Annotated in this window: 21 protein-coding genes; 17 read left to right on the top strand and 4 right to left on the bottom strand. The window is 70.1% G+C overall.

Annotated features, from left to right (window positions below; genetic code table 11):
• From KV106_RS38080 to KV106_RS38025, 12 genes are all read left to right on the top strand, one after another.
• A partial coding sequence (locus tag KV106_RS38080) for an aminotransferase class III-fold pyridoxal phosphate-dependent enzyme (protein ID WP_261217389.1) occupies positions 1-517 on the top strand: 517 nt, incomplete at its 5' end.
• Positions 518-599: 82 nt separating this feature from the next.
• Positions 600-1349 carry a GntR family transcriptional regulator gene (locus KV106_RS38075; RefSeq protein WP_261217384.1) on the top strand — a complete coding sequence of 250 codons (750 nt, stop codon included), beginning with the start codon at positions 600-602 and terminating at the stop codon, positions 1347-1349.
• Positions 1346-2233, top strand: a complete 888-nt coding sequence (locus tag KV106_RS38070) for a transketolase (protein ID WP_261217378.1) — start codon at positions 1346-1348, stop codon at positions 2231-2233. The genes KV106_RS38075 and KV106_RS38070 overlap by 4 nt, the downstream gene beginning before the upstream one ends.
• A complete protein-coding gene (locus tag KV106_RS38065) occupies positions 2230-3276 on the top strand; it encodes a transketolase family protein (protein ID WP_261217376.1) in 1047 nt (348 codons plus the stop codon). The genes KV106_RS38070 and KV106_RS38065 overlap by 4 nt, the downstream gene beginning before the upstream one ends.
• The gene (locus tag KV106_RS38060; protein WP_261217373.1) at positions 3273-4730 is read left to right on the top strand and encodes an amidase; all 1458 of its coding nucleotides are present in this window, start codon (positions 3273-3275) and stop codon (positions 4728-4730) included. The genes KV106_RS38065 and KV106_RS38060 overlap by 4 nt, the downstream gene beginning before the upstream one ends.
• A gap of 52 nt (positions 4731-4782) precedes the next feature.
• A complete protein-coding gene (locus tag KV106_RS38055) occupies positions 4783-7053 on the top strand; it encodes a penicillin acylase family protein (protein ID WP_261217371.1) in 2271 nt (756 codons plus the stop codon).
• Between the two features lie 198 nt (positions 7054-7251).
• Complete coding sequence (locus KV106_RS38050; protein ID WP_261217369.1) at positions 7252-8850, top strand: ABC transporter substrate-binding protein; 1599 nt, start codon at positions 7252-7254, stop codon at positions 8848-8850.
• A 12-nt stretch (positions 8851-8862) separates the two neighbouring features.
• Positions 8863-9798 carry an ABC transporter permease gene (locus KV106_RS38045; RefSeq protein ID WP_261217367.1) on the top strand — a complete coding sequence of 312 codons (936 nt, stop codon included), beginning with the start codon at positions 8863-8865 and terminating at the stop codon, positions 9796-9798.
• A 10-nt stretch (positions 9799-9808) separates the two neighbouring features.
• Positions 9809-10684, top strand: coding sequence for an ABC transporter permease (locus KV106_RS38040; RefSeq protein WP_057597733.1), 876 nt, complete (start codon positions 9809-9811; stop codon positions 10682-10684).
• Positions 10685-10694: 10 nt separating this feature from the next.
• Positions 10695-11777 carry an ABC transporter ATP-binding protein gene (locus tag KV106_RS38035; RefSeq protein ID WP_261217365.1) on the top strand — a complete coding sequence of 361 codons (1083 nt, stop codon included), beginning with the start codon at positions 10695-10697 and terminating at the stop codon, positions 11775-11777.
• Positions 11774-12766, top strand: a complete 993-nt coding sequence (locus KV106_RS38030) for an ABC transporter ATP-binding protein (RefSeq protein WP_208510001.1) — start codon at positions 11774-11776, stop codon at positions 12764-12766. Before KV106_RS38035 ends, KV106_RS38030 begins: the two co-directional genes overlap by 4 nt.
• A 34-nt stretch (positions 12767-12800) precedes the next feature.
• A complete protein-coding gene (locus tag KV106_RS38025) occupies positions 12801-14249 on the top strand; it encodes an amidase (RefSeq protein WP_261217364.1) in 1449 nt (482 codons plus the stop codon).
• 15 nt (positions 14250-14264) lie between these two features.
• Here KV106_RS38025 and KV106_RS38020 read toward each other — a convergent pair whose 3' ends face one another.
• The 3 genes from KV106_RS38020 to KV106_RS38010 form a co-directional block, all read right to left on the bottom strand.
• Positions 14265-16412: a LamG-like jellyroll fold domain-containing protein gene (locus KV106_RS38020; protein WP_261217362.1), complete on the bottom strand. Its 2148-nt coding sequence runs from the start codon at positions 16410-16412 to the stop codon at positions 14265-14267.
• 142 nt (positions 16413-16554) lie between these two features.
• On the bottom strand, positions 16555-17289 hold the full coding sequence (locus KV106_RS38015) for an SDR family oxidoreductase (protein ID WP_261217355.1): 735 nt from the start codon (positions 17287-17289) through the stop codon (positions 16555-16557).
• A gap of 37 nt (positions 17290-17326) precedes the next feature.
• On the bottom strand, positions 17327-17581 hold the full coding sequence (locus KV106_RS38010; protein WP_261217349.1) for an Atu4866 domain-containing protein: 255 nt from the start codon (positions 17579-17581) through the stop codon (positions 17327-17329).
• Positions 17582-17803: 222 nt separating this feature from the next.
• On the opposite strand from KV106_RS38010, the gene KV106_RS38005 reads away from it, so the two are divergent.
• The 3 genes from KV106_RS38005 to KV106_RS37995 all read left to right on the top strand — a co-directional run bounded on the left by KV106_RS38005 (position 17804) and on the right by KV106_RS37995 (position 19730).
• Positions 17804-18697, top strand: coding sequence for a LysR family transcriptional regulator (locus KV106_RS38005; RefSeq protein WP_261217344.1), 894 nt, complete (start codon positions 17804-17806; stop codon positions 18695-18697).
• A gap of 106 nt (positions 18698-18803) precedes the next feature.
• Positions 18804-19148 (top strand): hypothetical protein, encoded by a 345-nt coding sequence (locus tag KV106_RS38000; protein WP_261217343.1) that lies wholly within the window; start codon positions 18804-18806, stop codon positions 19146-19148.
• 207 nt (positions 19149-19355) lie between these two features.
• A complete protein-coding gene (locus KV106_RS37995) occupies positions 19356-19730 on the top strand; it encodes a hypothetical protein (RefSeq protein ID WP_172705735.1) in 375 nt (124 codons plus the stop codon).
• A gap of 18 nt (positions 19731-19748) precedes the next feature.
• On the opposite strand, the gene KV106_RS37990 is transcribed toward KV106_RS37995, so the two are convergent.
• Entirely contained in the window at positions 19749-20798 is a 1050-nt protein-coding gene (locus KV106_RS37990; protein WP_261217341.1) for a LacI family DNA-binding transcriptional regulator, read from the bottom strand.
• 162 nt (positions 20799-20960) lie between these two features.
• Here KV106_RS37990 and KV106_RS37985 point away from each other — a divergent pair, with 162 nt between their 5' ends.
• Entirely contained in the window at positions 20961-21965 is a 1005-nt protein-coding gene (locus tag KV106_RS37985) for a Bug family tripartite tricarboxylate transporter substrate binding protein (RefSeq protein WP_057596975.1), read from the top strand.
• A 17-nt stretch (positions 21966-21982) separates the two neighbouring features.
• On the top strand, positions 21983-23707 hold the full coding sequence (locus tag KV106_RS37980; RefSeq protein WP_261217340.1) for an N-acyl-D-amino-acid deacylase family protein: 1725 nt from the start codon (positions 21983-21985) through the stop codon (positions 23705-23707).
• Positions 23708-23714 lie beyond the last annotated feature (7 nt).

Here is a 23714-nt window from a genome sequence, read left to right as displayed (position 1 = left end):
CGTGCATGCGGGCGGCAGCTGGGAGACCGTGGGCGTGCGCCCCGACCTCAGCGCCTGGAGCAAGTCGATCGCCAACGGCTACGCGCTTGCGGCCGTGACCGGGGTCGACGCGTTGCGCGAAGCGGCGACGCGCATCTACACCACAGGCTCGTTCTGGTCGGGCGGCGTGGCGATGGCCGCGGGCCTGGCGACCATCGAAGTGGCCGATGCGCAGGACGTGGTGGGCCATGTGCAAGCCATGGGCCAGCGTTTCCGCGACGGCATCGCCGCGCAGGCTGCGAGCCATGGCGTGCCGGTGCGCCAGACGGGGCCGGCGGCGCTGCCGCTGATCCTGTTCGACGAAGACCCGGGCTTCGACAAGGGGGCGGTGTTCACGGTCGAGGCGCTGCGCCGCGGCGTCTACCTGCATCCCAGGCACAACATGTTCCTGTCGCTGGCACACACCGTGCAAGACATCGACACAGCCCTGCAGGCCACCGACGCGGCCTTCGCCGCCGTCGCCCAACGCTTCCGCTGAGCCGCTCCCGTGCGAGTCCCCGAAACGCGAACGCCACAATAGCCGCGCGATTCACGCACCCGCACTCAAGGAGAGAGAAGCCATGGCAACCCCCGTCATCAACGTGGTCGAACGCACCAACCTCGCGAGCCAGATCTACGAGCATCTGCGCGAGCAGCTGATGTCGGCCACTTTCCAGCCGGGCCAGCGCCTGAAGATCCGCGACCTGGCCAAGACCATGGGCACCAGCGAGACGCCGGTGCGCGAAGCCCTGATCCAGCTCGTGCGCGACCGCGCGCTCGAGATGAAGGAGGGCTACTTCATCCGCGTGCGCCAGCTCACGCTGGCCGAGTACCTCGAGCTGCGCGACATCCGCTTCGCGCTCGAGCCACTGGCCGCCGAGCGCGCGGTGCCATTGCTCGATAACGCCACGATCAAGCAGCTGACGGAAAGCCATCGCCTGTTGGTGCGCGCGGAGAAGACCAAGGACTACCGCGCGGCCCTGCAGCACAACTTCGATTTCCACTTCGGCATCTACCGACACTCGGGCATGCCGCAGCTCACCGAGCTGCTGGACCGCATCTGGGTGCAGGTCGGACCGATGCTGAACTTCCTCTACCCGCACGGCCATCCGACCTACGACGCCGAGCACCAGCACGTGAACGTGCTGCGCGGCCTGCAGCTGCGCGACACGGCGATGGTGCGCAAGGCCATCGAGGACGACCTGATCGAAGGCGGGCGCGACTTCGTGCGCGTGCTCGGTGAGATCGACGCCAATCCCGCGCGCGCCGAGGAATTGCTCGCGCTGCGCAACCAGCCACCCCCTTCCAGCAGAAAGAAAAGCCCGACATGACGGACCCCGGCAGCGCCCTGCATCCCACGGCATTCCCTCCCGACTGGCAACGCCGCGACCGCCTCGCGCTGCCCGTGCCGGAACTCCGGCGCGTGGCGCACACCTTGCGCCGCCAGGTCATCGAGCTCGTGCGCCGCCATGGCCAGGGCTATGTGCAGCAGGGCCTGGGCGCCGCCGAGATCTTCGCGAGCCTCTATTTCCACGAGGCACGCATCGACCCCGCCGATGCACGCTGGGAGGAGCGCGACCGCTGCATCCTCTCGACCGCGCACAACTCCGCGCTGTTCCATGCGGCGCTCGCGCTGCGCGGCATGATCCCCTCGGCCTCGCTCGACGACTACGTCAAGGACGGCTCGGCGCTCGAGATCAACGTCTCCGAGCGGCTCGGCCCCGTGGTCGAAGGCACCTTCGGCTCGCTGGGCCAGGGCATGTCGGTGGCCGCCGGCATGGCGCTGGCCTCACGCATCCGCGGCATCGACTACCGCGTGAACGTGGTGCTCGGCGACGGCGAGCTCGAGGAGGGTCAGGTCTGGGAGGCCGCGATGCTCGCGGGCTCCGAGGGCCTGCACAACCTTTGCGTGGTGCTCGACCTCAACTGGATGCAGGTCGAGGGCCATACCGACAGCGTGCTGCGCCTCTCGCCCATCGCCGACAAGTTCCGCGCCTTCAACTGGCAGGTGATCGAGCTCGACGGCCACGACCTCGAGGCGCTGCTCGCGGCCTTCGCCGCCGCGCGCGGGCAGAGCGCGCGGCCGACCATGATCGTCGCCACCACGGTGCCCGGCAAGGGCGTGAGCCTGCTCGAGGGCGTGATCAGCCACAACGCGAAGCTGCCGGCCGAGGTGGCCGACGCGGCGCTGCGTGAACTGGGAGAGATGGCATGAACGCGAACATCAAGGCGCCGGCGCGCACGCTCGAGGTCGAGGACTTCACGCAGGGCGGTGCCCACACCGCGATGTCAGCCGCGCAGTCGGCGGGTGCATCGGCGGTGCCGCGCTACTACGGCGAGGCGCTGCTCGCACTTGCGCGCGAACGCCGGAACATCGTCGCGCTCTCGGCCGACCTCACCTCGTCGACCGAGACCGACATCTTCCGCGACACCTTCCCCGAGCGCTTCCTGAACCCCGGCATCGCCGAGGCCAACATGGTGGGCGTGGCCGGCGGCCTCGCGCGCAGCGGGCTGCAGGCCTGGGTCCATACCTTCTGCGTGTTCGCCACGCGCCGGCCTTTCGACCAGATCGCGATGCAGGTCGCCTATCCGCGCACCGACGTCAAGATCGTCGGCTTCCTGCCGGGCCTGTCGACCATCCTCGGCGTGAGCCATCAGGCGATCGACGACATCGCGCTGATGCGGGCACTGCCGAACATGACGGTGATCGAACCCTCGGGCCCGGCGCAGGTGCCGGCCGCTGTACGTGCCGCGGCCGACCACAAGGGACCGGTGTACCTGCGGTTGCTGCGCGCGTCCGCGGCCCTGCCCGAGGGCACGCCCTGGGAGCCGCTCGAGCTCGGCCGCATCCAGCCGCTGGACGACGGCGATGGCGAGGCGCTGATCGTCGCGAGCGGCCTGATGGTCGAGCCCGCGAAGGCGGCGGCGCGCGCGCTGCGCGCGCAGGGCATCGCGGTCGCCGTGGCCAACGCGCACACGCTCAAGCCTTTCGACGAGGCCTTCATCCAGCGGCAGCTCGCCCGCCGGCGCCTGATCGTGACGGTGGAGAACCACTCGATCGTCGGCGGCCTGGGCTCGGCCGTGGCCGAGGTGCTGGCCGAGGCCGGTGCCGGCACGCGGCTGGTGCGCCTGGGCGTGCGCGACCGTTTCGCGCAGGGCGCCTCGATGCCCTGGCTGTTCGAACGCCACGGCCTCACGGCGCAGGGCATCGCCGACGCGGTGCGCGCGGCCTTGGCGTCGGGCGAGAAGACGCGATGACCGACACCGTGCTGGTGCCCGAGCTCTGCCGGCTACCCGCGCGCGAGCTGGCGGCGCTGATCCGGCGTCGTGCGCTGTCGTCGCGCGAGGTGGTGAGCGCCTTCCTGCAGCAGGTCGATGCGCTCAACCCGCGCTTCAACGCGATCGTCTCGCGCGTCGAGCGCGAGCAGGTGCTGGCCGAGGCCGACGCGGCCGATGCGGCGGTGGCGCGCGGCGACGCGCTGGGCGCGCTGCACGGCCTGCCACAGGCGATCAAGGACACGGCGCCGGTGCGAGGCCTGCGCTCCACCTTCGGTTCGCCGCTGTTCGCCGACCTCCTGCCGGCGGCCGACGCGATCATGGTCGAGCGCATGCGCGCGGCCGGCGCGATCTTCATCGGCAAGACCAACGTGCCCGAGTTCGGCCTGGGCTCGCACACCTACAACCCGGTGTTCGGCGCCACCGGCAATGCCTGGGATCCGCGCTTCAGCGCCGGCGGCTCCAGCGGCGGCACGGCGGTGGCGCTCGCGCTGCGCATGCTGCCGGTGGCCGACGGCGCCGACATGGGTGGCTCGCTGCGCAACCCGGCGGCCTTCAACAACGTGCTGGGGCTGCGGCCCTCGCAGGGGCGGGTGCCGTTCTGGCCGCGCGGCGATGCCTTCGCCGGACAACTGACCACCGAGGGCCCGATGGGCCGCAGCGCCGACGACCTGGCACTGCTGCTGTCGGTGCAGTCGGGCTACGACGCGCGTGCGCCGCTGTCGCTCGACGGCGCGGTGCCCGACTGGCACGACCGCCTCGAGCGCGACTTCGCCGGTGCGCGCGTCGGCTGGCTCGGCGACCTCGGCGGCCACTTGCCGTTCGAGCCTGGCATCCTCGCGCTGTGCGAAGCGGCGCTCGCGCGCTTCGGCGATGCGGGCCTGCAGGTCGAGCCGGTGCGCACCGACTTCGACTGGGAACGCGTCTGGCACGCCTTCACCGTGCTGCGCCAGTTCATCATTGGCGGCAAGCATGGCGCGCACTACGACGTGCCGGCCTCGCGCGCGCTGCAGAAGCCCGAGCTGCAATGGGAAATCGAGCAGTACCGCAAGCTCTCGGCCGACGACCTCTACCGCGCCGCGCTCGACCGCACCGCCTGGTACGACTGCCTGCTGGGCCTGTTCGAGCGGCACGACTTCCTCGCGCTGCCGACCGCGCAGGTCTTCCCCTTCGCGATCGAGGAGCACTGGCCGCGCGAGATCGCGGGCCGTGCCATGAGCAGCTACCACCGCTGGATGGAGGTGGTCACGCCCGGCACGCTGTCGGGCTGTCCGGTCATCAGCCTGCCGGTGGGCTTCGATGGGCGCGGCCTGCCGATGGGCATGCAGATCATCGGCCGTCCGCGCGACGACCTGTCGGTGCTGCAGCTCACTCATCTCTACGAGAGCCTCAGTCCCTTCCTGCGGATGGCGCCGCCCGCGCTGCGCATGGATTGAGGGGCGGGCTCCCGCACACGCACAGAACGAACGAGACAAGGAGCACCACCCGATGAACACGACCCACCCGCTCAAGGGACTGCACGCCCCGGTGGACCTGTGGCGCGATGCCTGGGGCATTCCGCATCTGCGCGCCGCCAACGCCGACGACGCCTTCTTCGCGCTCGGCCATGTGCATGCGAGCGACCGCCTGTGGCAGATGGACGCGCTGCGCCGCCGTGCGATCGGCCGCTATGCCGAATGGATCGGCCCGGCCGCCGTGCCGATGGACATGCTGGTGCGCCGGCTCGGCCTGGCCGAGTGCAGCCGCCGCGACCTCGCCGCGCTCGGCGCCCCTGCGCGCGCCATGCTCGCGGCCTACACCGCGGGCGTGAACGCCTTCATTGCGAAGGGCGCGCTGTCGCCCGAGTACGCGCTGCTCGGCGAGGCGCCCGAGCCCTGGGAGGAATGGCACAGCATCGCGGTGCTGCGCCAGACCGGGCTGCTGCTGAACTCGGTCTATCCGAAGCTGTGGCGCGCCATCGCGCTGCCGGTGATCGGCGCCGAGGCCATCGATCGCCTGCGCATGGACGACGGCGGCGAGGAACTGGTCTGCCTGCCGCCGGGTTCGCTGGCCGGGCGCCTGTCGCCCGACATGGCCGAGCTGGCCGATGCCATCTCGGCCTTCATCGGCGAGGCCGACACCGAGGCGGCCGGCGGCGGCAGCAACAACTGGGCGGTGCATGGCAGCCGCACGCGCAGCGGCCGGCCGCTGGTGGCGGGCGATCCGCACCGTGTGCTCGACATGCCCAACATGTACCTGCAGTGCCACCTGGCCTGCGATGCCTTCGACGTGATCGGCCTGACCTCGCCGGGCGTGCCGGGCTTTCCGCACTTCGCGCACAACCCCGACGTGGCGTGGTGCGTGACGGTGGCCTTCGTCGACACGGCCGACGTCTACCTCGAGCGTTTCGAGGACGAAGGCCGGCGCTACCTGCGCAGCGACGCGCCCGGCGGCGGCGATGCGCAATGGGCCGAGGTCGAGCGCCGCGTGGAACGCATCCGCGTGCGCGGCCAGGCCGACGTGGACTGCGAGATCCTCGTGACCGCGCGCGGCCCGGTGGTGGCCGGCGACGCGAAGAGCGGCAACGCGCTGGTGCTGCGCCATTCGGCCGACGTGGAGGCCGACCGCTCGCTCGACTGCATGCGCCCGATGATGGAGGCGCGCAGCGTCGATGCACTGTTCGAGTCGGTGCGCGGCTGGGGCCTGGTCGACCACAACCTGGTGGCCGGCGACACGCAGGGCCACATCGGCCACCACGTGCGCGCCAAGGTGCCGCGGCGCGCGGCCGCCAACGGCTGGCTGCCGGTGCCGGGCTGGCTCGATCGCCATGCCTGGAAGGGCTGGATCGACTGGGAGCGCATGCCGCGCCAGATCGATCCCGCAGCGGGCCTCATCGTCACCGCCAACAACCGCGTGATCGAGCGCCATGACGACTATCTCTGCACCGACTGCCATCCGCCGCACCGCGCGCAGCGCATCTGGCAGCTGCTGGTGGCGATGGAATCGGCCGATGTCGCGGGCATGGAGGCCGTGCACCGCGACACGCTGAGCCTGCCGGCGCGCGAAATCTGTGCGCGGCTCGCACCGTTGACGCTGGCCGATGCCCCATCGCGTGCATTGCGCGACCGCCTCGTGGCCTGGGATGCGCGCCTCGAGGCCGACTCGCAGGAAGCCGATGCCTATGTTTCGCTGCGCATGGCGCTGGCGCGCGCGGTGGCGCGGCGCAGCGGGCTCGCCGCGCTCGACGTGAGCCGGCAGCGCACCGTGCCGCCCGGCTTGGCGATCGACTACCAGCTCGGCTGGTGCGTGCCGCAGTTGCTGCGTGCCGACGATCGCGCGCTGCTCGGCGGCGCGAACTGGGACGAGGTGCTGACCGAGGCCCTGGCCGAGGTCGCACGCCTGCCGGTGGCGGCATGGGGCGAGCGGCACCGGCTCGAACTGCGCCATCCGCTGGCGCCGGTGTTCCCCGCCGAGCCCTTGGTGGCGCAGCGCGACATGGGCGCGATCGGCGGCGACAACGAGACCGTCTTCACCACCGGCTACCTGCCGCACCTGGGCCCGCACGCGCACTACGCCTCGCTGGCGCGCTACGTGTTCGACGTGGGGCAGTGGGAGGCCTGCCGCTGGATCGTGTTCCACGGCGCGGCCGGCGATCCGCGCGATGCGCACTACGCCGACCAGAGCGACACCTGGCGGCGCGCGGAAACGGTGCCGATGCACTACGACTGGCGCACCGTCGCGGCCGAAGCCGCTTCGCACGCGCGGCTCACGCCGGCCTGAGGCCGCGGCGCGCGAGCGCCGCTGGCACCGCGCCTACCGCAAGGTCGGCGCAAAAAAGAGAAAGCGCGCACAGCTCTTGCATGGGAGATGCCCGGATTGTCTTCGTTTGACACATGATATATCGTGTATCAAATTTCATATTGAGAGATTTCCAGCGTTTTTCCACGAACCCTCGAAACCCTGAAAGGAACCCGGCTCATGAAGAATTCCCCTCCCCTGTACGCACGGCTCGCCGGCTGGGCGGTGGCATGCGCGATGGGCGCGGCCGCGACCGCCGTGTGCGCGCAGAACGCACCCGCGCCGGCCAAGACCCTGCGCATGGCGATCAACAACGACCTCAAGGTGGTCGACCCGCTGTTCAGCAACACCTACGTGACGCGCGACTACGGCTACATGGCCTTCGACACGCTGTTCTCGCGCGACAGCAAAGGCGAGCCCAAGCCGCAGATGCTCGAGCGCTTCACCCAATCGCCCGACAACAAGGCCTGGACCTTCACGCTGCGCCCTAGCCTGAAGTTCTCCGATGGCAGCGCCGTGACATCGGCCGACGTGGTGGCCACGCTGCAGCGCTGGGCCAAGCGCGCGACCATGGGCCTGCTGCTGGCCGACTCGGGCGCGGAGTGGAAGGTGGTCGACGACAAGACCTTCTCGCTGCAGCTCAAGGAGGGCATGGGTCAGGTGCCGCTGATCCTCGCGGCCAAGACGCTGTTCATCGTGCCCGAGAAGCAGGCCAAGGCCTTCCCCGACGCGCCGATCCCCGAACCCATCGGTTCGGGCCCGTTCATCTTCAAGCGCGACGAATGGATCCCGGGCAACCGCATGGTGTTCGTGCGCAATCCCAACTACGTGCCGCGCAGCGAGCCGGCCGATGGCCTGGCCGGCGGCAAGCGCGTGAAGCTCGACCGCGTCGAGTGGCGCTACATGCCCGATGCCAACACCTCCACCTCGGCGCTGAAGAACGGCGAGGTCGACATCGTCAACGTGGTGCCGCCCGACTACCAGGCCGCGCTGCGCACCGACGCCAACGTGCGTCTCGCGCAGACCGGCATCTGGCAGCCGTTCATGGTGGCCAACACGCTGGCGCCGCCGTTCAACAACCCGAAGGCGCGCGCGGCGCTGCTGCACCTGGTGAACCAGGAGGAGATCCTCGCGGGCATGGGCTTCACGCCCGAGCCCGGCAAGTCCTTCTACTGCCCGGCGGTGTTCATGTGCGGCGCGCCCAACGAGACCGCCGCGGGCGCGGAAGCCTTCAGGAAGCAGGACTTCGAGAAGGCCAAGGCGCTGCTCAAGGAGGCCGGCTACAAGGGCGAGAAGATCGTGTTCCTGCAGCCCACCGACGGCACGCAGTCGATGGCCGCGCTGATCTGGATCCAGTACCTGAAGAAGGCCGGCCTGAACCTCGACGTGCAGGTGATGGACCAGTCCTCGGTGCTGGCGCGCGTCTACAAGAAGGAAGGCCCGGCGCAGGGCGGCTGGAGCCTCTACCTCACGGCCTCGAAGAACGCCGACGTCGACACGCCGCTGACCAACGGCTGGGTGCTCTCGTCGTGCAAGGGCAGCGTGGTGCCGGGCTGGCCCTGCGACGCGAAGATCGACGAACTGCGCGACGCCTGGATCCGCGAGGGCGATGCCGCCAGGCGCAAGCAGCTGGTGGACAACCTGCAGCGCCGCTTCTATGAGGCGCCGCCCTACATCCCCTACGGCCAGTACCCGGCCACCTTCGCGGCGCGCAAGGACGTGAAGGGCACCGAGCTGTTCGGCATGGGCATCCCGATCATGTGGAACGTCGAGAAGTAAGGGGACCGCGGCATGGAATATGTGATCCGGCGCGTGCTCGCCACGGTGCCGGTGATGCTGGTGGTGTCGGTGATCGTGTTCCTGCTGATCCACCTCGCCCCCGGCGATCCGGTTTTGCTGATCGTCGGCGACTTCGCCACACCCGAGCAGATCGCGCAGACGCGTGCCGCCCTGGGGCTGGACCAGCCGCTGTGGCACCAGTTCGTGGTCTGGGTCGGCAACGTGGTGCGCGGCGACTTCGGCGTCTCGCTGTTCAACCAGATGCCGGTGTCGCAACTGCTGGGCCAGCGCATCGGCGCCACGCTGTCGATCGCCTTCTTCACCATCCTGGTGGCGGTGCTGCTGTCGATCCCGCTGGGCGTGCTCGCGGCCTACCGCGCCGGCAGCTGGATCGACCGGCTGGTGATGGTGTTCGCGGTGTGCGCGTTCTCGATGCCGGTGTTCCTCACCGGCTACCTGCTGGTCTACACCTTCGCGCTCAAGCTGCAGTGGCTGCCGGTGCAGGGCTACCGCGGCATCGCCGAGGGCGTGCTGCCCTGGCTCAAGCACCTGGTGCTGCCGTGCCTGAACCTCGGGCTGCTCTACACCGCGCTGCTCACGCGCATGACGCGTGCGTCGATGCTCGAGGTGCTGCACGAGGACTACATCCGCACCGCGCGCGCCAAGGGCCTGGGCGTGCTGCCGGTGCTCGGCCATGCGCTGCGCAACGCGGCGATCCCGATCGTCACCACCATCGGCGTGGGCATCGCGCTGCTGCTGGGCGGCGTGGTGGTCACCGAGACCGTGTTCTCGATCCCCGGCCTCGGCAGTCTGGTGGTCGACGCGGTGCAGCACCACGACTACCCGGTGATCCAGAGCCTGCTGCTGCTGTCGGCAGCGGCCTATGTGCTGATCAACCTGCTGGTCGACCTGAGCTACAGCTTGTTCGACCCGCGCATCCGCTATTGAGGCCCCGCGAATGACCGAAGCCATTCTGAACCCCGGCGCCGCGCGGCGTCCTCCCTCGCCGGCGCTGCGGCTGCTGCGCAAGCACTACACGCTGATCCTCGGCGTGCTGATCCTGCTGGTGGTGGTCACGGCCGCGCTGGGCGCGCCGTGGATCGCGACCCACGATCCGCAGGCCATCAACCCGATCGCGCGCATGAAGGCGCCGTCGGCCGAGCATTACTTCGGCACCGACGCGCTCGGGCGCGACACCTTCAGCCGCGCCGTCTGGGGTGCGCGCGTCTCGCTCGTGACCGGCGCCTCGGTGGCGCTGCTGGCCACGCTGCTGGGCGTGCTGCTCGGCCTGCTGGCGGGCTTCGTGCGCTGGACCGACGGGCCGATCATGCGCGTGATGGACGGCCTGATGGCGATCCCCGGCATCCTGCTGGCGATCGCGCTGATGGCGCTCACCAAGGCCAGCCTGACGACGGTGATCGTCGCCATCACCGTGCCCGAGGTGCCGCGCATGGTGCGGCTGGTGCGCGCGCTCTCGCTGTCGCTGCGCGAGCGGCTCTACGTGGAGGCCGCGCATGCGCTGGGCACGCGGCTGCGCACCATCCTGTGGCGGCACGTGCTGCCCAACATCCTGGCGCCGCTGCTGGTGCAAGCCACCTTCATCGCCGCATCGGCCGTGCTGGCCGAGGCCGCGCTGTCCTTCCTCGGCGTCGGCGTGCCGCCGCAGGTGCCGAGCTGGGGCAACATGATCTCGGAAGGCCGCAACCTGATCGCGATCGTGTTCTATCCCATCGTGTTCCCGGGCCTGCTGCTCGGGCTCACGGTGCTGGCGATCAACCTGCTGGGCGACGGCCTGCGCGATGCGCTCGACCCGCACGTGGCGCGCCAGCTCTGAGGACATGTCCATGAACGACACCCCCCTGGCCGCCAAGGGCGCGGCGCATCGCGCGGGCGATGCGCCGCTGCTCGAGATCGATGGCCTGCACACCTACTTCGACACCCTGGCCGGCGAGGTGCGCTCGGTCCACGGCGTCTCCTACCGCGTCGAGGCCGGCCAGACGGTCGGCGTGGTCGGCGAGTCGGGCTGCGGCAAGAGCGTGACGGCGCTGTCCGTGATGCGGCTGATCCAGACCCCGCCCGGGCGCTTCGCCGGCGGCGCCATCCGCTACCGCGGCACCGACCTCCTGAAACTCGGCGAGGCCGAGATGCGCCGCATCCGCGGCAACCGCATCTCGATGATCTTCCAGGAGCCGATGACCTCGCTGAACCCGGTGCTGACCGTGGGCCGGCAGATCGCCGAGACCGTCATGCTGCACCAGCAGGTGGGCCGCCGCGAGGCACTGGCGCGCGCCACCGAGATGCTGCGGCTGGTGCAGATCCCCGAGCCGCAGCGGCGCGTGAACGAGTATCCGCACCAGCTCTCGGGCGGCATGCGCCAGCGCGTGATGATCGCGCTGGCCCTGGCCTGCCATCCCGAACTGCTGATCGCCGACGAGCCCACCACCGCGCTCGACGTGACGATCCAGGCCCAGATCCTCGAGCTGCTGCGCGGCCTGCAGCGCGAGCTCGGCATGGGCATCGTGATGATCACGCACGACCTCGGCGTGGTGGCCGAATGCTGCGACCGCGTGGTCGTGATGTATGCGGGGCGCAAGGTGGAGGAGGCCGACGTGCTCGACCTGTTCGAGCGGCCGCTGCATCCCTACACGCGCGCGCTGATGGCCTCGATGCCATCGATGAACACGCACAGCGCGCGGTTGACCGAGATCCCCGGCATCGTGCCCTCGCCGCACGAGGCGGTGCGCGGCTGCGCCTTCGCGCCGCGCTGCGGTTTCGCGAGCGAGCGCTGCCGCAACGAGGTGCCGCCGCTCGAGGAACACGGCGCGGGTGCGTCGCACCTGTCGGCCTGTTTCCATGTCGAGGAGCTGGTGCGCACGACCGAAGTACCGACGGCCCAGGCCGTCCTGATGCAGGAGGCCGGCGCATGAGCACGAACGCGACAACCGAGGCGGGCACGCCCCTGCTCGAGGTGCGCGACCTGCGCAAGCACTACCAGTCGCCGGGCTCGTGGATCTCGCGGCGCAAGGCCTCGAAGGTCTATGCGGTCGACGGCGTGTCGTTCTCGGTGGCCGCGGGCGAGACGCTGGCGCTGGTCGGCGAATCGGGCTGCGGCAAGACCACCACCGGCAAGTCGATCCTGCGCCTGATCGAGCCGACCTCGGGCACGGTGCGGCTCAACGGCCGCGACCTGCTGTCGCTCGACGCGGGCGCGATGCGCGAGCAGCGGCGCGAGATGCAGATCATCTTCCAGGACCCCTACGCCTCGCTCAATCCGCGCATGACGGCCGGCGAGCTGGTGGCGGAGCCGCTGCGCAACTTCGGCGAGTCGAACGGCGCGCAGCGCAACGAGCGCGTGGCGTGGCTGTTCTCGAAGGTCGGCCTGCGGCCCGAGGCCATGAAGAAGCTGCCGCACGAGTTCTCGGGCGGCCAGCGCCAGCGCCTGGGCATCGCGCGCGCGCTGGCGCTGAACCCGAAGCTGATCGTCTGCGACGAGCCGGTATCGGCGCTCGACGTGTCGGTGCAGGCGCAGGTCATCAACCTGCTGACCGACCTGCAGGCCGAGTTCGGCATCGCCTACCTGTTCGTCGCGCACGACCTCGCGGTGGTGCGCCACATCAGCCACCGCGTGGCCGTGATGTACCTCGGCAAGATCGTCGAGATCGCCGGGCGCGACACGCTGTTTCGCGCGCCGCTGCATCCCTACACCGAGATCCTGCTGTCGGCGGTGCCCGTGCCCGACCCGCGCGTGCGCACGCAGCGCCGGCTGCTCAAGGGCGATCCGCCCAACCCGGCCGCGCCGCCCTCGGGCTGCCGCTTTCACACGCGCTGCCCGATGGCGCAGGCGCGCTGCGCCGAGGAGGAGCCGGTGCTCGAACAAAAGACGGCGGGCCAATGGGTGGCCTGCCATTTCCGCTGACTGCAAATCCACTCACACAAGGAAAGCGATACCGATGATTGCCGAATACGACAAGCTCGATGCCGTGGCCATGGCCGACCTGGTCCGCCGCCGCGAGCTCAAGGCAGAGGAACTCCTCGACGAGGCCATTGCCCGCACCGAGGCGCGCGACACCGTGCTCAACGCCGTCACCACGCGCTTCTTCGACCTCGCGCGCGACCGCATCGCGCAGGGCCTGCCCGACGGCCCGCTGCGCGGCGTGCCCTTCCTGCTCAAGGACCTGGGCGTGTTCTACGCCGGCACCAAAACCACCAGCGCCTCGCGCCTGTTCGCCGACTTCAGCTCGCCGATCGACAGCACCCTGGCCGAGCGCTACGTGCGCGCCGGCCTCGTGATCTTCGGCAAGTCGAGCCTGTCGGAATTCGGCATCAGCGCCACCAACGAGCCCGAGATGTTCGGCCCCTGCCGCAACCCGTGGAGCCTGGAGCACACCACGGGCGGCTCGAGCGGCGGTGCCGCCGCGGCCGTGGCCGGCGGCATCATCCCGAGCGCGCACGCGGCCGACGGCGGCGGCTCGATCCGCATCCCCGCTTCGCACTGCGGCCTGTTCGGCCTCAAGCCCACGCGCGCGCGCGTGCCGCTCGGCCCGCACATCAGCGAGAGCTGGGCCGGCATGACCATCCATCACGTGGTGACGCGCTCGGTGCGCGACAGCGCCGTGCTGCTCGACGTCTCGCAGGGCGCCGCGCCCGGCGATCCGTACTGGGCGCCGCCGCCCGCGGCCTCGTACCTCGAGCTGACGAAGCGTGATCCGCAGCGCCTGCGCATCGCCGTCTCGCTCAAGTCCTTCGAGGCCGTGGCGCTCGATCCGCAGGTACGCGCCGGCGTCGAGAACGCGGCGAAGCTGTGCGAATCCCTGGGCCACCAGGTCGAGTGGGTCGATCCCGCGCTGGACGACGTGATCTCCGACGACGAGTACATCCAGTGCCGCGCCGACATCATCCACGCCAGCATGTACACCTCGCTGCTGCGCCGCAACCGGCAACTGGGCCGCGACTTCAGCGGCCGCGACCTGCAGCGCGTGACCGCGCTGTTCGCCGAGGCCGGCCGCGAGGTCAGCGCGCAGACCTACCTCAACGCCATCCAGACCCTGCAGCGCGCGAGCCGCGCCCTGGGCCAGCAGTTCGAGAAGTGGGACGTGCTGCTCGGACCCGTCTGCGCCACGCCGCCGCACAAGCTCGGCGTGGTCGACATGGAGAGCACCGACCTCGCGAGCTACAAGGCCATCGCGCGCAGCCACACGGGCTACACCTCGATCTGGAACGTGGCCGGCAACCCCGCGATGTCGGTGCCGCTGCACTGGTCGAAGGAAGGCCTGCCGATCGGCGTGCAGTTCACGGGACGCTTCGGCGCGGAGGACACGCTGTACCAGCTCGCGGGGCAGATCGAGCGCGCGGCGCCGTGGGCGGACCGCCGGCCGGAAGCGTTTCCGGCCACGTCCTGAAGTTGTCCCGCGCCCCTAGCGCCGCGCGGTGAGCCACTGCGACGGCGTCAATGCCGCCGCGACCACGCGCACCTCGCCGATGTTGCCGAAGAAGCCGTCGGCGCGGTCGCCGTCCCACGAGCCGCCGCCCACCACCCAGGGCGAGCTCGCCGACAGCGTGGCGAGGCCGGGGATCGCGGCGGCGTTGCGCAGCACCGGTGCGCCTTCGACGTACATGGTGGTGTCGTGCGAGACCGGGTCGTTCACGATGGCGATGTGCACCCAGCGGTCGGCGATCACCTCGCCCGACCAGTTGGCCTTGGGCTCGCGCCGGCCCGCGGGGCTCGGCACCACCTCCCACTGCACCTCGCGCAGGCTCGAGATCGCGAACAGCATCGGCGGCGATTCACCGTCGCCGCCCGCATAGCCCGCGAGGTCGCCGCGGCGGCCGTCGCGCGTCATGATGTTCATCCACGCCTGGTTGCCGCTGGTCCAGCTCTTGTCGATCTTGACGAAGGCCTCGACCGTGTAGCCGCTCTCCAGCGTCTGCGCATTGATCGGCGCGCTGGCGTCGGTGAGGAAGTAGCTCAGGCGCGGCGTGTTCTTGTTGGTGTTGAGGAAACGCACCGAGCCCGGCGCCGCCGACAGGTGGTGGCGGTCGTCGGTCCAGACCACGTCGCCATTGGCCGCGCCCTTCACGCCGCCCTGGTCGAGCGCATCGCGGTGCAGCGGGTTGTTGCCCGTGACGTCGGCCACCACCGTGCCCGGCAGCACCGGCTGGTTGAGCGCGCCGCCGAAGAAGCGCCAGTGCGCCAGCGTGTTCGCGACCTTCGGATAGTCCTCCGCGTCGGCGGCGGGGCGCTGCGCGACGGTCTCGGGATCCTTGTAGTTGGCGAGGATCATCGCGCGCGCCTTGTCGACCAGCGAACCCTCGATGACCGCGCTGCCGCTGGCGAAGGCCTTGTTGAAGCCGGCGAAGCGCTGCGCGAAATCCATTTCGATCTCGAAGGCCTCGTTGGGCGTGATCAGCACCGCCTGGTCGAAGGCGTTGAGCGTGGCGGCCGGCTTCTGCGGCACCCACGGCGAGAACGACAGCACCTTGATCTTCTTGTTCGTCAGGTCGAACTCGTAGAGGCGCATCAGGCCGTTGCCGCCCTGGTAGGCCATCTGGTAGTCCACCACCATCTCCTCGACCTTGTGGCCGAAGTCGTTGGTCTTCGTGAGGTGCGCGGCGCCATGGTGGTGGCCGTTGAGCGTCATGAAGATCTGGTCGTTGTCGCGGATCAGCTTCTCCCACAGCATCTTGCCGTAGTCGGTCTCGAGCGGACTGGTGCCGTCGGCATCGATATTGAGCAGCTGGTGGTTCGACAGGATCACCGGCAAGGTCGGGTTCTTCGCGATCACCTGGCGCGCCCAGGCGATGCCCGCGGCGGAGATGCGCCACGACAGCGACAGCACCATGAACTTCTGGCCCTGCGCCTCGAACACGTGGTACTCGTGGAAACCGCTCGGGTCGCGCCCGCCGAAGGTGGCCTGCTTCTTCGCGCGCTCGGTGCCGAACCACTGGATGTAGGGCTCCTTGCTCGGGTCGCGGTCGGCGTCGGTGCCGCCGACCGGGTCGACGCCGTAGTCGACGTCGCGCAGCACGTCGTGGTTGCCGGCCAGCACGCTGTAGGGCAGCTTCGCGTCCTCGAGCAGCTTCATCGCCGCATCGGCCACCTTCCACTGGTCGGGCTTGCCGACCTGGTCGACCACGTCGCCGAGGTGGATGGTGAAGGGGATGTTGAGCGCCTTGGCGTTGTCGGCGATCCACTTCGTCTGCGCGGCGAAGGGCGCGCTGCCGAAGCGCTTGTCGTACTGGTCGCTCTCGGCCGCGGTGGCGTAGCGTGCATAGAACTGGGTGTCGGGCATCACGGCCAGCGCGAAGCTCGAGATCTTCGCGGCGACCGCTGGCGCCGGTGCCGGCGCGGGGGCCGCCGGGGCGGGCGCGGGCAGGGCGCCCAGCACCGGCGAGCCGCCGCCACCACCGCCACAGGCGGCGAGCAGCGCGCCGCTGCCGCCGAGGGTCAGCAGCGAGGCGCCGAGCTTGAGCAGGTCGCGCCGCGGCGGCGTGGTGGATTCGGGTGCGGAAGGCGAGGCGTCGCGCGGCTCGGTCGTGCCGCGCGGATCGTCGGGGAAATTCATTGCAAGCTGAACGAAAGGATGAAGGCGCGCAGCGTAGGAAGACGGGGTGACGTGGGCGTGTCAGCGGCGTGACGCTTGCGGCTGTCATGTAGATCGCGCGCCGGACGCTTGAAGCGACGCCCGGCGCGAATCGAAGCGCCGATCAATGCGCGCTGGCAGTCGGCCGAATGACGATCTCGCTCGTGTCCACGTCCTCGGGCTGCGAGATCGCGAAGTCGATGGCGCGCGCGATCGCCGATGCGCTGATGGCCACTTTCCTGAACTCCTTCATCTCGTCGCGGCCCTTCTGGTCCGAGATGGTGTCGGCCAGTTCCGATTCGGTCACGCCTGGGCTGATCGTCGTGACGCGGATGTCCTGGTGCTCCTGGCGCAGGCCCTCGGAGAGGGCCCAGACCGCGTACTTGGTCGCGCAATAGACGGCCGCCGTGGGCGAGACGGCGTGCGCACCGATCGACGCGACGTTCACCACGTGGCCCGCGCCCTGCTTCTGCATGGTGGGCAGCACGGCGGCAATGCCGTGCAGCACGCCGCGGATGTTGACGTCGATCATCCGGTCCCATTCCTCGAGCTTGAGCGAGGCGAGCGGCGACAGGGGCATGACGCCGGCGTTGTTGACGATGACGTCGATGCGGCCGAAGCGCGCGATGGCGTGGGCCGCGAAGGCCTGCACGTCCTCGCGCCGCGTCACGTCGAGTGCGCGGGCCTCGGCGATGCCGCCGGCGGCGACGATGTCCGCGACGATCCGATCCAGCCGCTCGGTGCGCCGCGCGCCGAGCAGCACGGTGGCGCCGTTCTGCGCGAGCAGGCGGGCGGTGGCTTCGCCGATGCCGCTGCTGGCGCCGGTGATGAGGATGACCTTGGAAGTCTTTGCGTTCATGGTGGGTTCTTTCTGGGGTTGGAGAAGAGGGTTCGGGTCATCGGGGGGCGCCGGGCGCGACGCGCCTGAGCACCATCCCGCCGTGATGCAGCACGCCATCGATGAAGTCGCCATCGGCCGTGAAGCCCGTGTCGTCGACGTACTCGATGTGGTTGCCTTCGATGACGTAGCGGCCGCGGTAGGCGCTCTCGCGATTGCCGCGCGCCTCGTCATAGCGGCCGTTGGGAAGCAGCTGATGGCGCACGTGGCCGTCGCCGGTCACCCACATGCCGAGATAGGGATGCGTTGTCATGTCCGATTCCTTGGAAGATCGAGCCTGGGCTCGGTGGGGGGCGGCGAGGGCCGTGCCGAGGGCCAGGAGCCCGAGGCTCAGCAGACCGCGCCGCGTGGGTTTCCGGCGCTTGCAGGCTGCTGGAGAAGGGGTGGTTCGTGAAGTCATGGGCTCACTTTAGGAAGGCGCGGCGGTTAAGAGAACTCCCCGATCGCTGACTGCGCCGGTTAGCATTGCTAACCAATGGACGCCGACTTCAACCTGTTGCGCTTCTTCCTCGCGGTCGCGAAGGCGCAGAACTTCCGCGCCGCCGCGGACCATCTGGGCGTCACGCGTTCGGCCGTCAGCCAGGGCATCCGGCGGCTCGAGGACAGCCTGGGCATCGCGCTGGTCCAGCGCTCGACGCGCCACGTGCGCCTGACCGAGGCGGGCGAAGCGCTGCACCGGCAGATTGCCGAGCCGCTGTCGACGGTGGGCGCGGCGCTGGAGGAGGCCGCGGTCGAAGGCCCCTCGCGCGGCGTGCTGCGGGTGGCGGTGACCTCGATCGCCGAGCGCTTCCTCTCGGGCCCGCTGATCGGCAGCTTCGCGGCGGCCCATCCCGGCGTCACGCTCGACGTGACCGTGACCGACGACGAGTCGGACATCGTCGCCGCGGGCTTCGATGCCGGCGTGCGGCTCGGCGAGGTCATCGAGCAGGACATGGTGGCGGTCCCGCTCACCGGGCCGCAGCGCCAGATGGTCGTGGCGAGCCCGGCCTACCTGGCCGCGCACGGCGTGCCGACGCATCCGCGCGAGCTGCTCGCGCATTGCTGCATCGGATGGCGCCGTTCGCTCAAGGAAGCGCCGTACCGCTGGGAGTTCCGCGAGGACGGACGCGACTTCGCGCTGACGGTGGAACCGAGGATCACCACCAACGACATGCTGCTGATGATCCGCACCGCGCTCGCGGACACCGGCATCACGATCGGCATGGAGGAGACCTTCCGGCCCTACATCGATCGCGGCGAACTGGTCTCGGTGCTCGACGATTTCCTGCCGAGCTTCGCGGGCTTCTTCCTGTACTTTCCGAGCCGCCGGAACCAGCCGCGCAAGTTGCGCGCGCTGGTCGATCACGTCAGGGCCTTCGCGCAACGCTGAGCCCGTGCCGTGGGTGCCCGGCACGGCATCGCCGGTGTCGCGCAACCCCACGTTCGGGGGAGGCCGCGAGGCCCGGCGCGGCCGGGGCTTTGGCGACAATGGACCGATGCTTCTTTCTCCTCCGAGCGGTATGGATCGTGTGCAGGGTCTGGCGGCGCGGCTGGGTTGCAGCGTGGCCGTCCATTGCGAGCCCTATGGCCGCCCCAAGGCCGCCGTGATGGGCGGTGTCTCGAGCCTCGCGATGACGCTCAAGGCGTTCGGCGGGCGCTGGGACAGGACGGAGCGGGTCTACGTCTTCGCCAGCTGGTCGATGCTCGAGGCCGCCCTGGCGCATTGCGTCGCGCACGGGAGCGACTCCCCCCGTGTCGGCTCCGGCGCTCCGGCCACATGTCACGCGCGACCCGCAATGCACCTTCGGCTATCGGTCTCCGAAGGGTCTATGAAGAAATGAATATGGAAGTTTTACAAAAAATGTAGCCAAATAGCGCTTCCCCGTGCGGATCGCGGTTCGGCGCAGCGCGCTTCCGTCACCCGCGGGGAAGTTCAGGGCCGGCCCTGGACCATTCGACGGGCCGGGCAGGCGACGTGGCGTCGCGCGCTTGGGGAGGAAGGGCCTCGAGGCCCAGGGGACGATCCGTAGAGAAAGCGTGAATGAGCCATGGATCATCGTGCCGCTTCAATGGCGGTTGACTCGTTCGGGTCGAACTCGTTTTCGGTCGACATCGAGCTGCCCGTGCTCCTCAATGGGCGACGCCAGACCAGTCCGGCGCGAGTCGTCTTCAAGAAAATCCCCCGCGAAGCGCTCACCCGCTGGATGCTCGACCAGGACGGCTGCTACCGCTCGGACAAGGACCTCCTGACCGAGGTGCTGCTGGACGTGGTGAACCCCTACAGGCCCACGCAGCGCTCGGCCACGTCGATGCTCAACGATGCGATCGGCGACGAGCGGACCGCGGCGTTCCTCGTCGCGGTTTTCCTCCAGCATTGCCAGGCGCCCGGACCCGGGCAGACGCTGCTCCAGGACCCGGGCTGAAACGATCCTCGCGCCGTGTCAGCGCGGCACCGGGCCCGTGCTCGCGCGCTCCATCAGCCGCACCGGCAAGGCGACGGGCGCCGCGGCCGAACCCGCGCCCAGCCGCGCCAGCAACTGCCGTCCCGCCTGCTCGCCGATCTCGCGGATCGGCAGGTGCACGGTGGTCAGCGGCGGATGCAGGTAGGGCGCGAAGTCGTTGTCGTTGAAGCTCGCGACCGACAGCCGGCGCGGCACCTCGATGCCGGCCTGGTCGAGCGCGGCCAGCGCGCCGGCCGCGAGGTAGTCGCTGCCGCAGACGATGGCGCTGACCGGGGGCTCGCGGCGCGCGATGGCCTGCATGGCTTCGAAGCCTTCGCGAAAGCCGTGCTCGGTCTCGACCACGGCATCGCCGTGCAGCGCGAGCGAGCGCTCGGCCATCGCGAGCTTGAGGTCGCGCAGCCGGCGCCGGGCGCGCTCGCTGTCCGCGGTGCGCCCGCCGATGTAGCCGAGGCTGCGATGGCCGAGCGCGCGCAGGTGCTCGACGACCAGCACGGCGGCGGCCTGCTCGTCGAAGCCGATGCTGCTGCCGGTGGCATCGGGCGGCGCCCACATGCACACGAAGGGCGTGTGGCTCGCGCCGAGCATGGCGAGCACCTGCGGCGGCTGCTCGGCACCGAGCAGCGCCACCGCGTCGACGCCGCGCTCGAGCAGCGTGCGCAGGATGGCCGTGTCGCCGGTGGCCCGCGGCTCGGGCGCGGACAGCAGCAGCGTGTAGCCGCCGGCGGCCAGCGTCGTTTCGAGCGCCTGGATCAGCGCCGGGAACGACGAGCTGCCGAAGCGCGGCACGATCGCGCCGACCGTCATCGTGCGGCGCATCGCGAGCGCGCGCGCGGTGCCGTTGGCCACATAGCCGAGCTGCTCGACCGCCGCCATCACGCGCAGCCGGGTCGGCTCGCTGATCATGTCCGGCCGGCTCAGCACGCGCGACACGGTGCCGGTCGACACGTCCGCGAGCGCCGCGACATCGGCCAGCGAGGCGGCGCGGGCGGCGGGCGCCCGTGGGGTGGAAGGGGAGCGGGTGGCGGTCATGAGCGGGCGATGGACAGCGCATGTTAGCCGCCCCGTGCAAGCGCATGCATGCCTAGGTGCTAACCCCGGGGTCGCCTGGATTCGATTGCTCCTATGCTTCGTGCAAGCGCTTGCACCAACCGCCTGGAACGCGCTGGCGGGCCCACGAATGGAGACAGTCCGATGCATCCGATCCCAACGCTTCGCCGCGCGCTGCTCGCTGCCGCCGCGCTCGCCGCCGCCTGCACGGCGGCACCGGTCGCGCTGGCGCAGCCCGCCGCCTGGCCCGTTCCCGGCAAGCCGATCCGCATCGTCGTGCCCTTCCCCGCGGGCTCGGGCTCCGACGTCACGGCCCGGGTGATCGCCAAGCTGATGACCGATGAGCTCGGTGGCGCGCCCGTGATCGTCGACAACAAGCCCGGCGCCGGCACCTTCATCGGCGCGCAGGAGGTGGCGCGCGCTCCCGCCGACGGCCACACGCTGCTCTACACCATCGTCATCACGCACACGCAGAACCCGCACCTGTATTCGAAGCTGCCCTACGACCCGGTCAGGGACTTCACGCCGCTGGCGCAGATGGTGAAGTCGGCCACGGTGCTGATCGCGCCGCCCGATGCGCCGTTCAGGAACATCGGCGAACTCGTGGCCTATGCCAGGGCGAACCCGGGCAAGCTCAACTACGCCTCGTTCTCGCAGGGCTCGACCTCGCACCTGAATGGCGAACTGCTGCAGATGCGCACCGGCACGAAGATGACGCACGTGCCCTACAAGGGCACGGCCGATGCCTCGCGCGCGCTGGTCGCGGGCGAGGTGCAGCTGTACTTCGACGGCACCGCCACGGCGGTGCAACTGATCAAGGCCGGCAAGGCCATCGGCCTCGGCACGGCCACGCCGGCGCGCGTGCCGGTGCTGCCCGACATGCCGACCATCGCCGAGCAGGGCGTGAAGGGCCTGGACATCGTGGGCTGGCAGGGCATCTTCGGGCCCGGCCACATGGACCCCGCCGTCGCGAAGAGGATCGGCGACCTGCTCGCGAAGATCGCGCGCTCGCCCGAGATGCTCAAGCTGATCGAGACGCAGGGCAACGAACCATCGGGCGCCTCGGGCCCCGCCTTCGCCGCCATCGTGAAGAACGACAGCGAGCGCTGGGGCGAGGTCATCAAGGCCGCCAACATCAAGCTCGACTGAGCGCAGGAGACATCGGAATGTTCGACACCATCATCCGCGGCGGCACGCTGGTCGACGGCAGCGGAGACCCGCGCTTCACGGGCGACATCGGCATCGTCGGCGGGCGCATCGCCGAGGTCGGCGGCAGGCTCGGTGCCGCGCATCGCGAGATCGATGCGCACGGCGCCATCGTCACGCCCGGCTGGGTCGACGTGCACACGCACTACGACGGCCAGGTGACCTGGGACCCCTATCTCAGTCCTTCCACCGACCATGGCGTGACCAGTGTCGTGATGGGCAACTGCGGCGTCGGCTTCGCGCCGGTGCACCGCGACAGGCGCGAGTGGCTCATCAGCGTGATGGAGGGCGTGGAGGACATTCCGGGCACCGTGCTGGCCGAGGGCATCGACTGGCAGTGGGAGAGCTTCCCCGAGTACCTCGACGCGCTCGAGCGCATGCCGCGCGCGCTCGACGTCGGCGCGCAGATTCCGCACTCGGCGCTGCGCACCTACGTGATGGGCGAGCGCGGCATCACGCACGACGAGGCCACGCCCGCCGACATCCAGGCCATGGTGCAACTGGTGCGCGAGGGCATGCGGGCCGGCGCGCTGGGCTTCTCGACCAGCCGCACCATCATCCACAAGTACCAGGGTCGCAAGTACCCGCCGGGCACCTTCGCCTCGCCCGACGAGATCCTCGGCATCGCGCGCGTGCTCGGCGAGGTCGGCCACGGCGTCTTCCAGATGACGTCGAACCACTACCAGATGGAGACCGAGCTGCCGTGGATGACGCAGCTCGCGCGCGAGAACAACCTGCCGGTGGCCTTCGCGCTGGTGCAGACCGACCAGACGCCCGACACCTGGAAGCGCCTGCTGGCCGCGCTCGACGAGACCCACCGGCAGAACGTGCCGCTCTATGGCGCCGTGGCGGGCCGGCCCGCGGGCATCCTGATGGCCTGGCTCGGTTCCACCCATCCGTTCATGGCGCATCCGCTGTGGCAGCAGATCGCGCCGCTGCCCTGGGACGAGAAGCTCGCGCGCCTGCGCGACCCGGCGGTGCGCGCGCAGCTGACCGACATGGACGCGCTGGCCGGCGCGGCCCGGCACGACAGCCGCATGGCCTACCTGACGCAGAGCTTCCACAAGATGTATGCGCTGGGCGCCGAGCCCGACTACGAGCCGCCGCAGGAACGCAGCGTGGCCGCGATCGCGCAGCGCGAGGGACGCACACCGCTGGAGGTGGTCTACGACATGCTGATGGACCTCGACGGCAAGGGCATCGTCTACTTCCCGAGCTTCAACTACGCCTACAACGACCTGAGCCAGCTGCATGCCGAGCTGCAGCATCCGCGCACGATGATGAGCCTGGCCGATGGCGGCGCGCACTGCGGCTACATCTGCGACGTCAGCATGCCGACCTACATGCTCACCCACTGGGCGCGCGACCGCAGCCGCGGACCCACGCTGCCGCTCGAGCTGATGGTGCAGCGGCAGACGCGCGACACCGCGCGCATCTACGGCCTGGAGGACCGCGGCCTGCTGCGGCCGGGCTACCTGGCCGACATCAACATCATCGATTTCGACCGGCTGCGCATCCCGCCGCCCCATGTCGCCTTCGACCTGCCGGCCGGCGGACGGCGATTGGTGCAGACCGCCGAGGGCTATCGCGCGACGCTGAAGGCGGGGCAGACCATCATGGAGAACGGGGAGCGCACGGGGGCGCTGCCCGGGAAGCTGATGCGGGGGCCGCAGCGCCGCGGGTGAGGGCGCC

Source organism: Variovorax endophyticus, from assembly GCF_025376855.1.
In the GTDB taxonomy this organism is placed as follows: domain Bacteria; phylum Pseudomonadota; class Gammaproteobacteria; order Burkholderiales; family Burkholderiaceae_C; genus Variovorax.
The sequence above is the reverse complement of the archived record's forward strand: the minus strand, read 5'-3'. Positions and strand labels throughout refer to the sequence as shown.

Excerpts from the sequence above, each read along its gene's own strand:
- KV106_RS38075 (WP_261217384.1), top strand. The coding sequence starts at position 600 with ATGGCAACCCCCGTCATCAACGTGGTCGAACGCACCAACCTCGCGAGC.
- KV106_RS38070 (WP_261217378.1), top strand. The coding sequence starts at position 1,346 with ATGACGGACCCCGGCAGCGCCCTGCATCCCACGGCATTCCCTCCCGAC.
- KV106_RS38065 (WP_261217376.1), top strand. The coding sequence starts at position 2,230 with ATGAACGCGAACATCAAGGCGCCGGCGCGCACGCTCGAGGTCGAGGAC.
- KV106_RS38060 (WP_261217373.1), top strand. The coding sequence starts at position 3,273 with ATGACCGACACCGTGCTGGTGCCCGAGCTCTGCCGGCTACCCGCGCGC.
- KV106_RS38055 (WP_261217371.1), top strand. The coding sequence starts at position 4,783 with ATGAACACGACCCACCCGCTCAAGGGACTGCACGCCCCGGTGGACCTG.
- KV106_RS38050 (WP_261217369.1), top strand. The coding sequence starts at position 7,252 with ATGAAGAATTCCCCTCCCCTGTACGCACGGCTCGCCGGCTGGGCGGTG.
- KV106_RS38045 (WP_261217367.1), top strand. The coding sequence starts at position 8,863 with ATGGAATATGTGATCCGGCGCGTGCTCGCCACGGTGCCGGTGATGCTG.
- KV106_RS38040 (WP_057597733.1), top strand. The coding sequence starts at position 9,809 with ATGACCGAAGCCATTCTGAACCCCGGCGCCGCGCGGCGTCCTCCCTCG.
- KV106_RS38035 (WP_261217365.1), top strand. The coding sequence starts at position 10,695 with ATGAACGACACCCCCCTGGCCGCCAAGGGCGCGGCGCATCGCGCGGGC.
- KV106_RS38030 (WP_208510001.1), top strand. The coding sequence starts at position 11,774 with ATGAGCACGAACGCGACAACCGAGGCGGGCACGCCCCTGCTCGAGGTG.
- KV106_RS38025 (WP_261217364.1), top strand. The coding sequence starts at position 12,801 with ATGATTGCCGAATACGACAAGCTCGATGCCGTGGCCATGGCCGACCTG.
- KV106_RS38020 (WP_261217362.1), bottom strand. The coding sequence starts at position 16,412 with ATGAATTTCCCCGACGATCCGCGCGGCACGACCGAGCCGCGCGACGCC.
- KV106_RS38015 (WP_261217355.1), bottom strand. The coding sequence starts at position 17,289 with ATGAACGCAAAGACTTCCAAGGTCATCCTCATCACCGGCGCCAGCAGC.
- KV106_RS38010 (WP_261217349.1), bottom strand. The coding sequence starts at position 17,581 with ATGACAACGCATCCCTATCTCGGCATGTGGGTGACCGGCGACGGCCAC.
- KV106_RS38005 (WP_261217344.1), top strand. The coding sequence starts at position 17,804 with ATGGACGCCGACTTCAACCTGTTGCGCTTCTTCCTCGCGGTCGCGAAG.
- KV106_RS38000 (WP_261217343.1), top strand. The coding sequence starts at position 18,804 with ATGCTTCTTTCTCCTCCGAGCGGTATGGATCGTGTGCAGGGTCTGGCG.
- KV106_RS37995 (WP_172705735.1), top strand. The coding sequence starts at position 19,356 with ATGGATCATCGTGCCGCTTCAATGGCGGTTGACTCGTTCGGGTCGAAC.
- KV106_RS37990 (WP_261217341.1), bottom strand. The coding sequence starts at position 20,798 with ATGACCGCCACCCGCTCCCCTTCCACCCCACGGGCGCCCGCCGCCCGC.
- KV106_RS37985 (WP_057596975.1), top strand. The coding sequence starts at position 20,961 with ATGCATCCGATCCCAACGCTTCGCCGCGCGCTGCTCGCTGCCGCCGCG.
- KV106_RS37980 (WP_261217340.1), top strand. The coding sequence starts at position 21,983 with ATGTTCGACACCATCATCCGCGGCGGCACGCTGGTCGACGGCAGCGGA.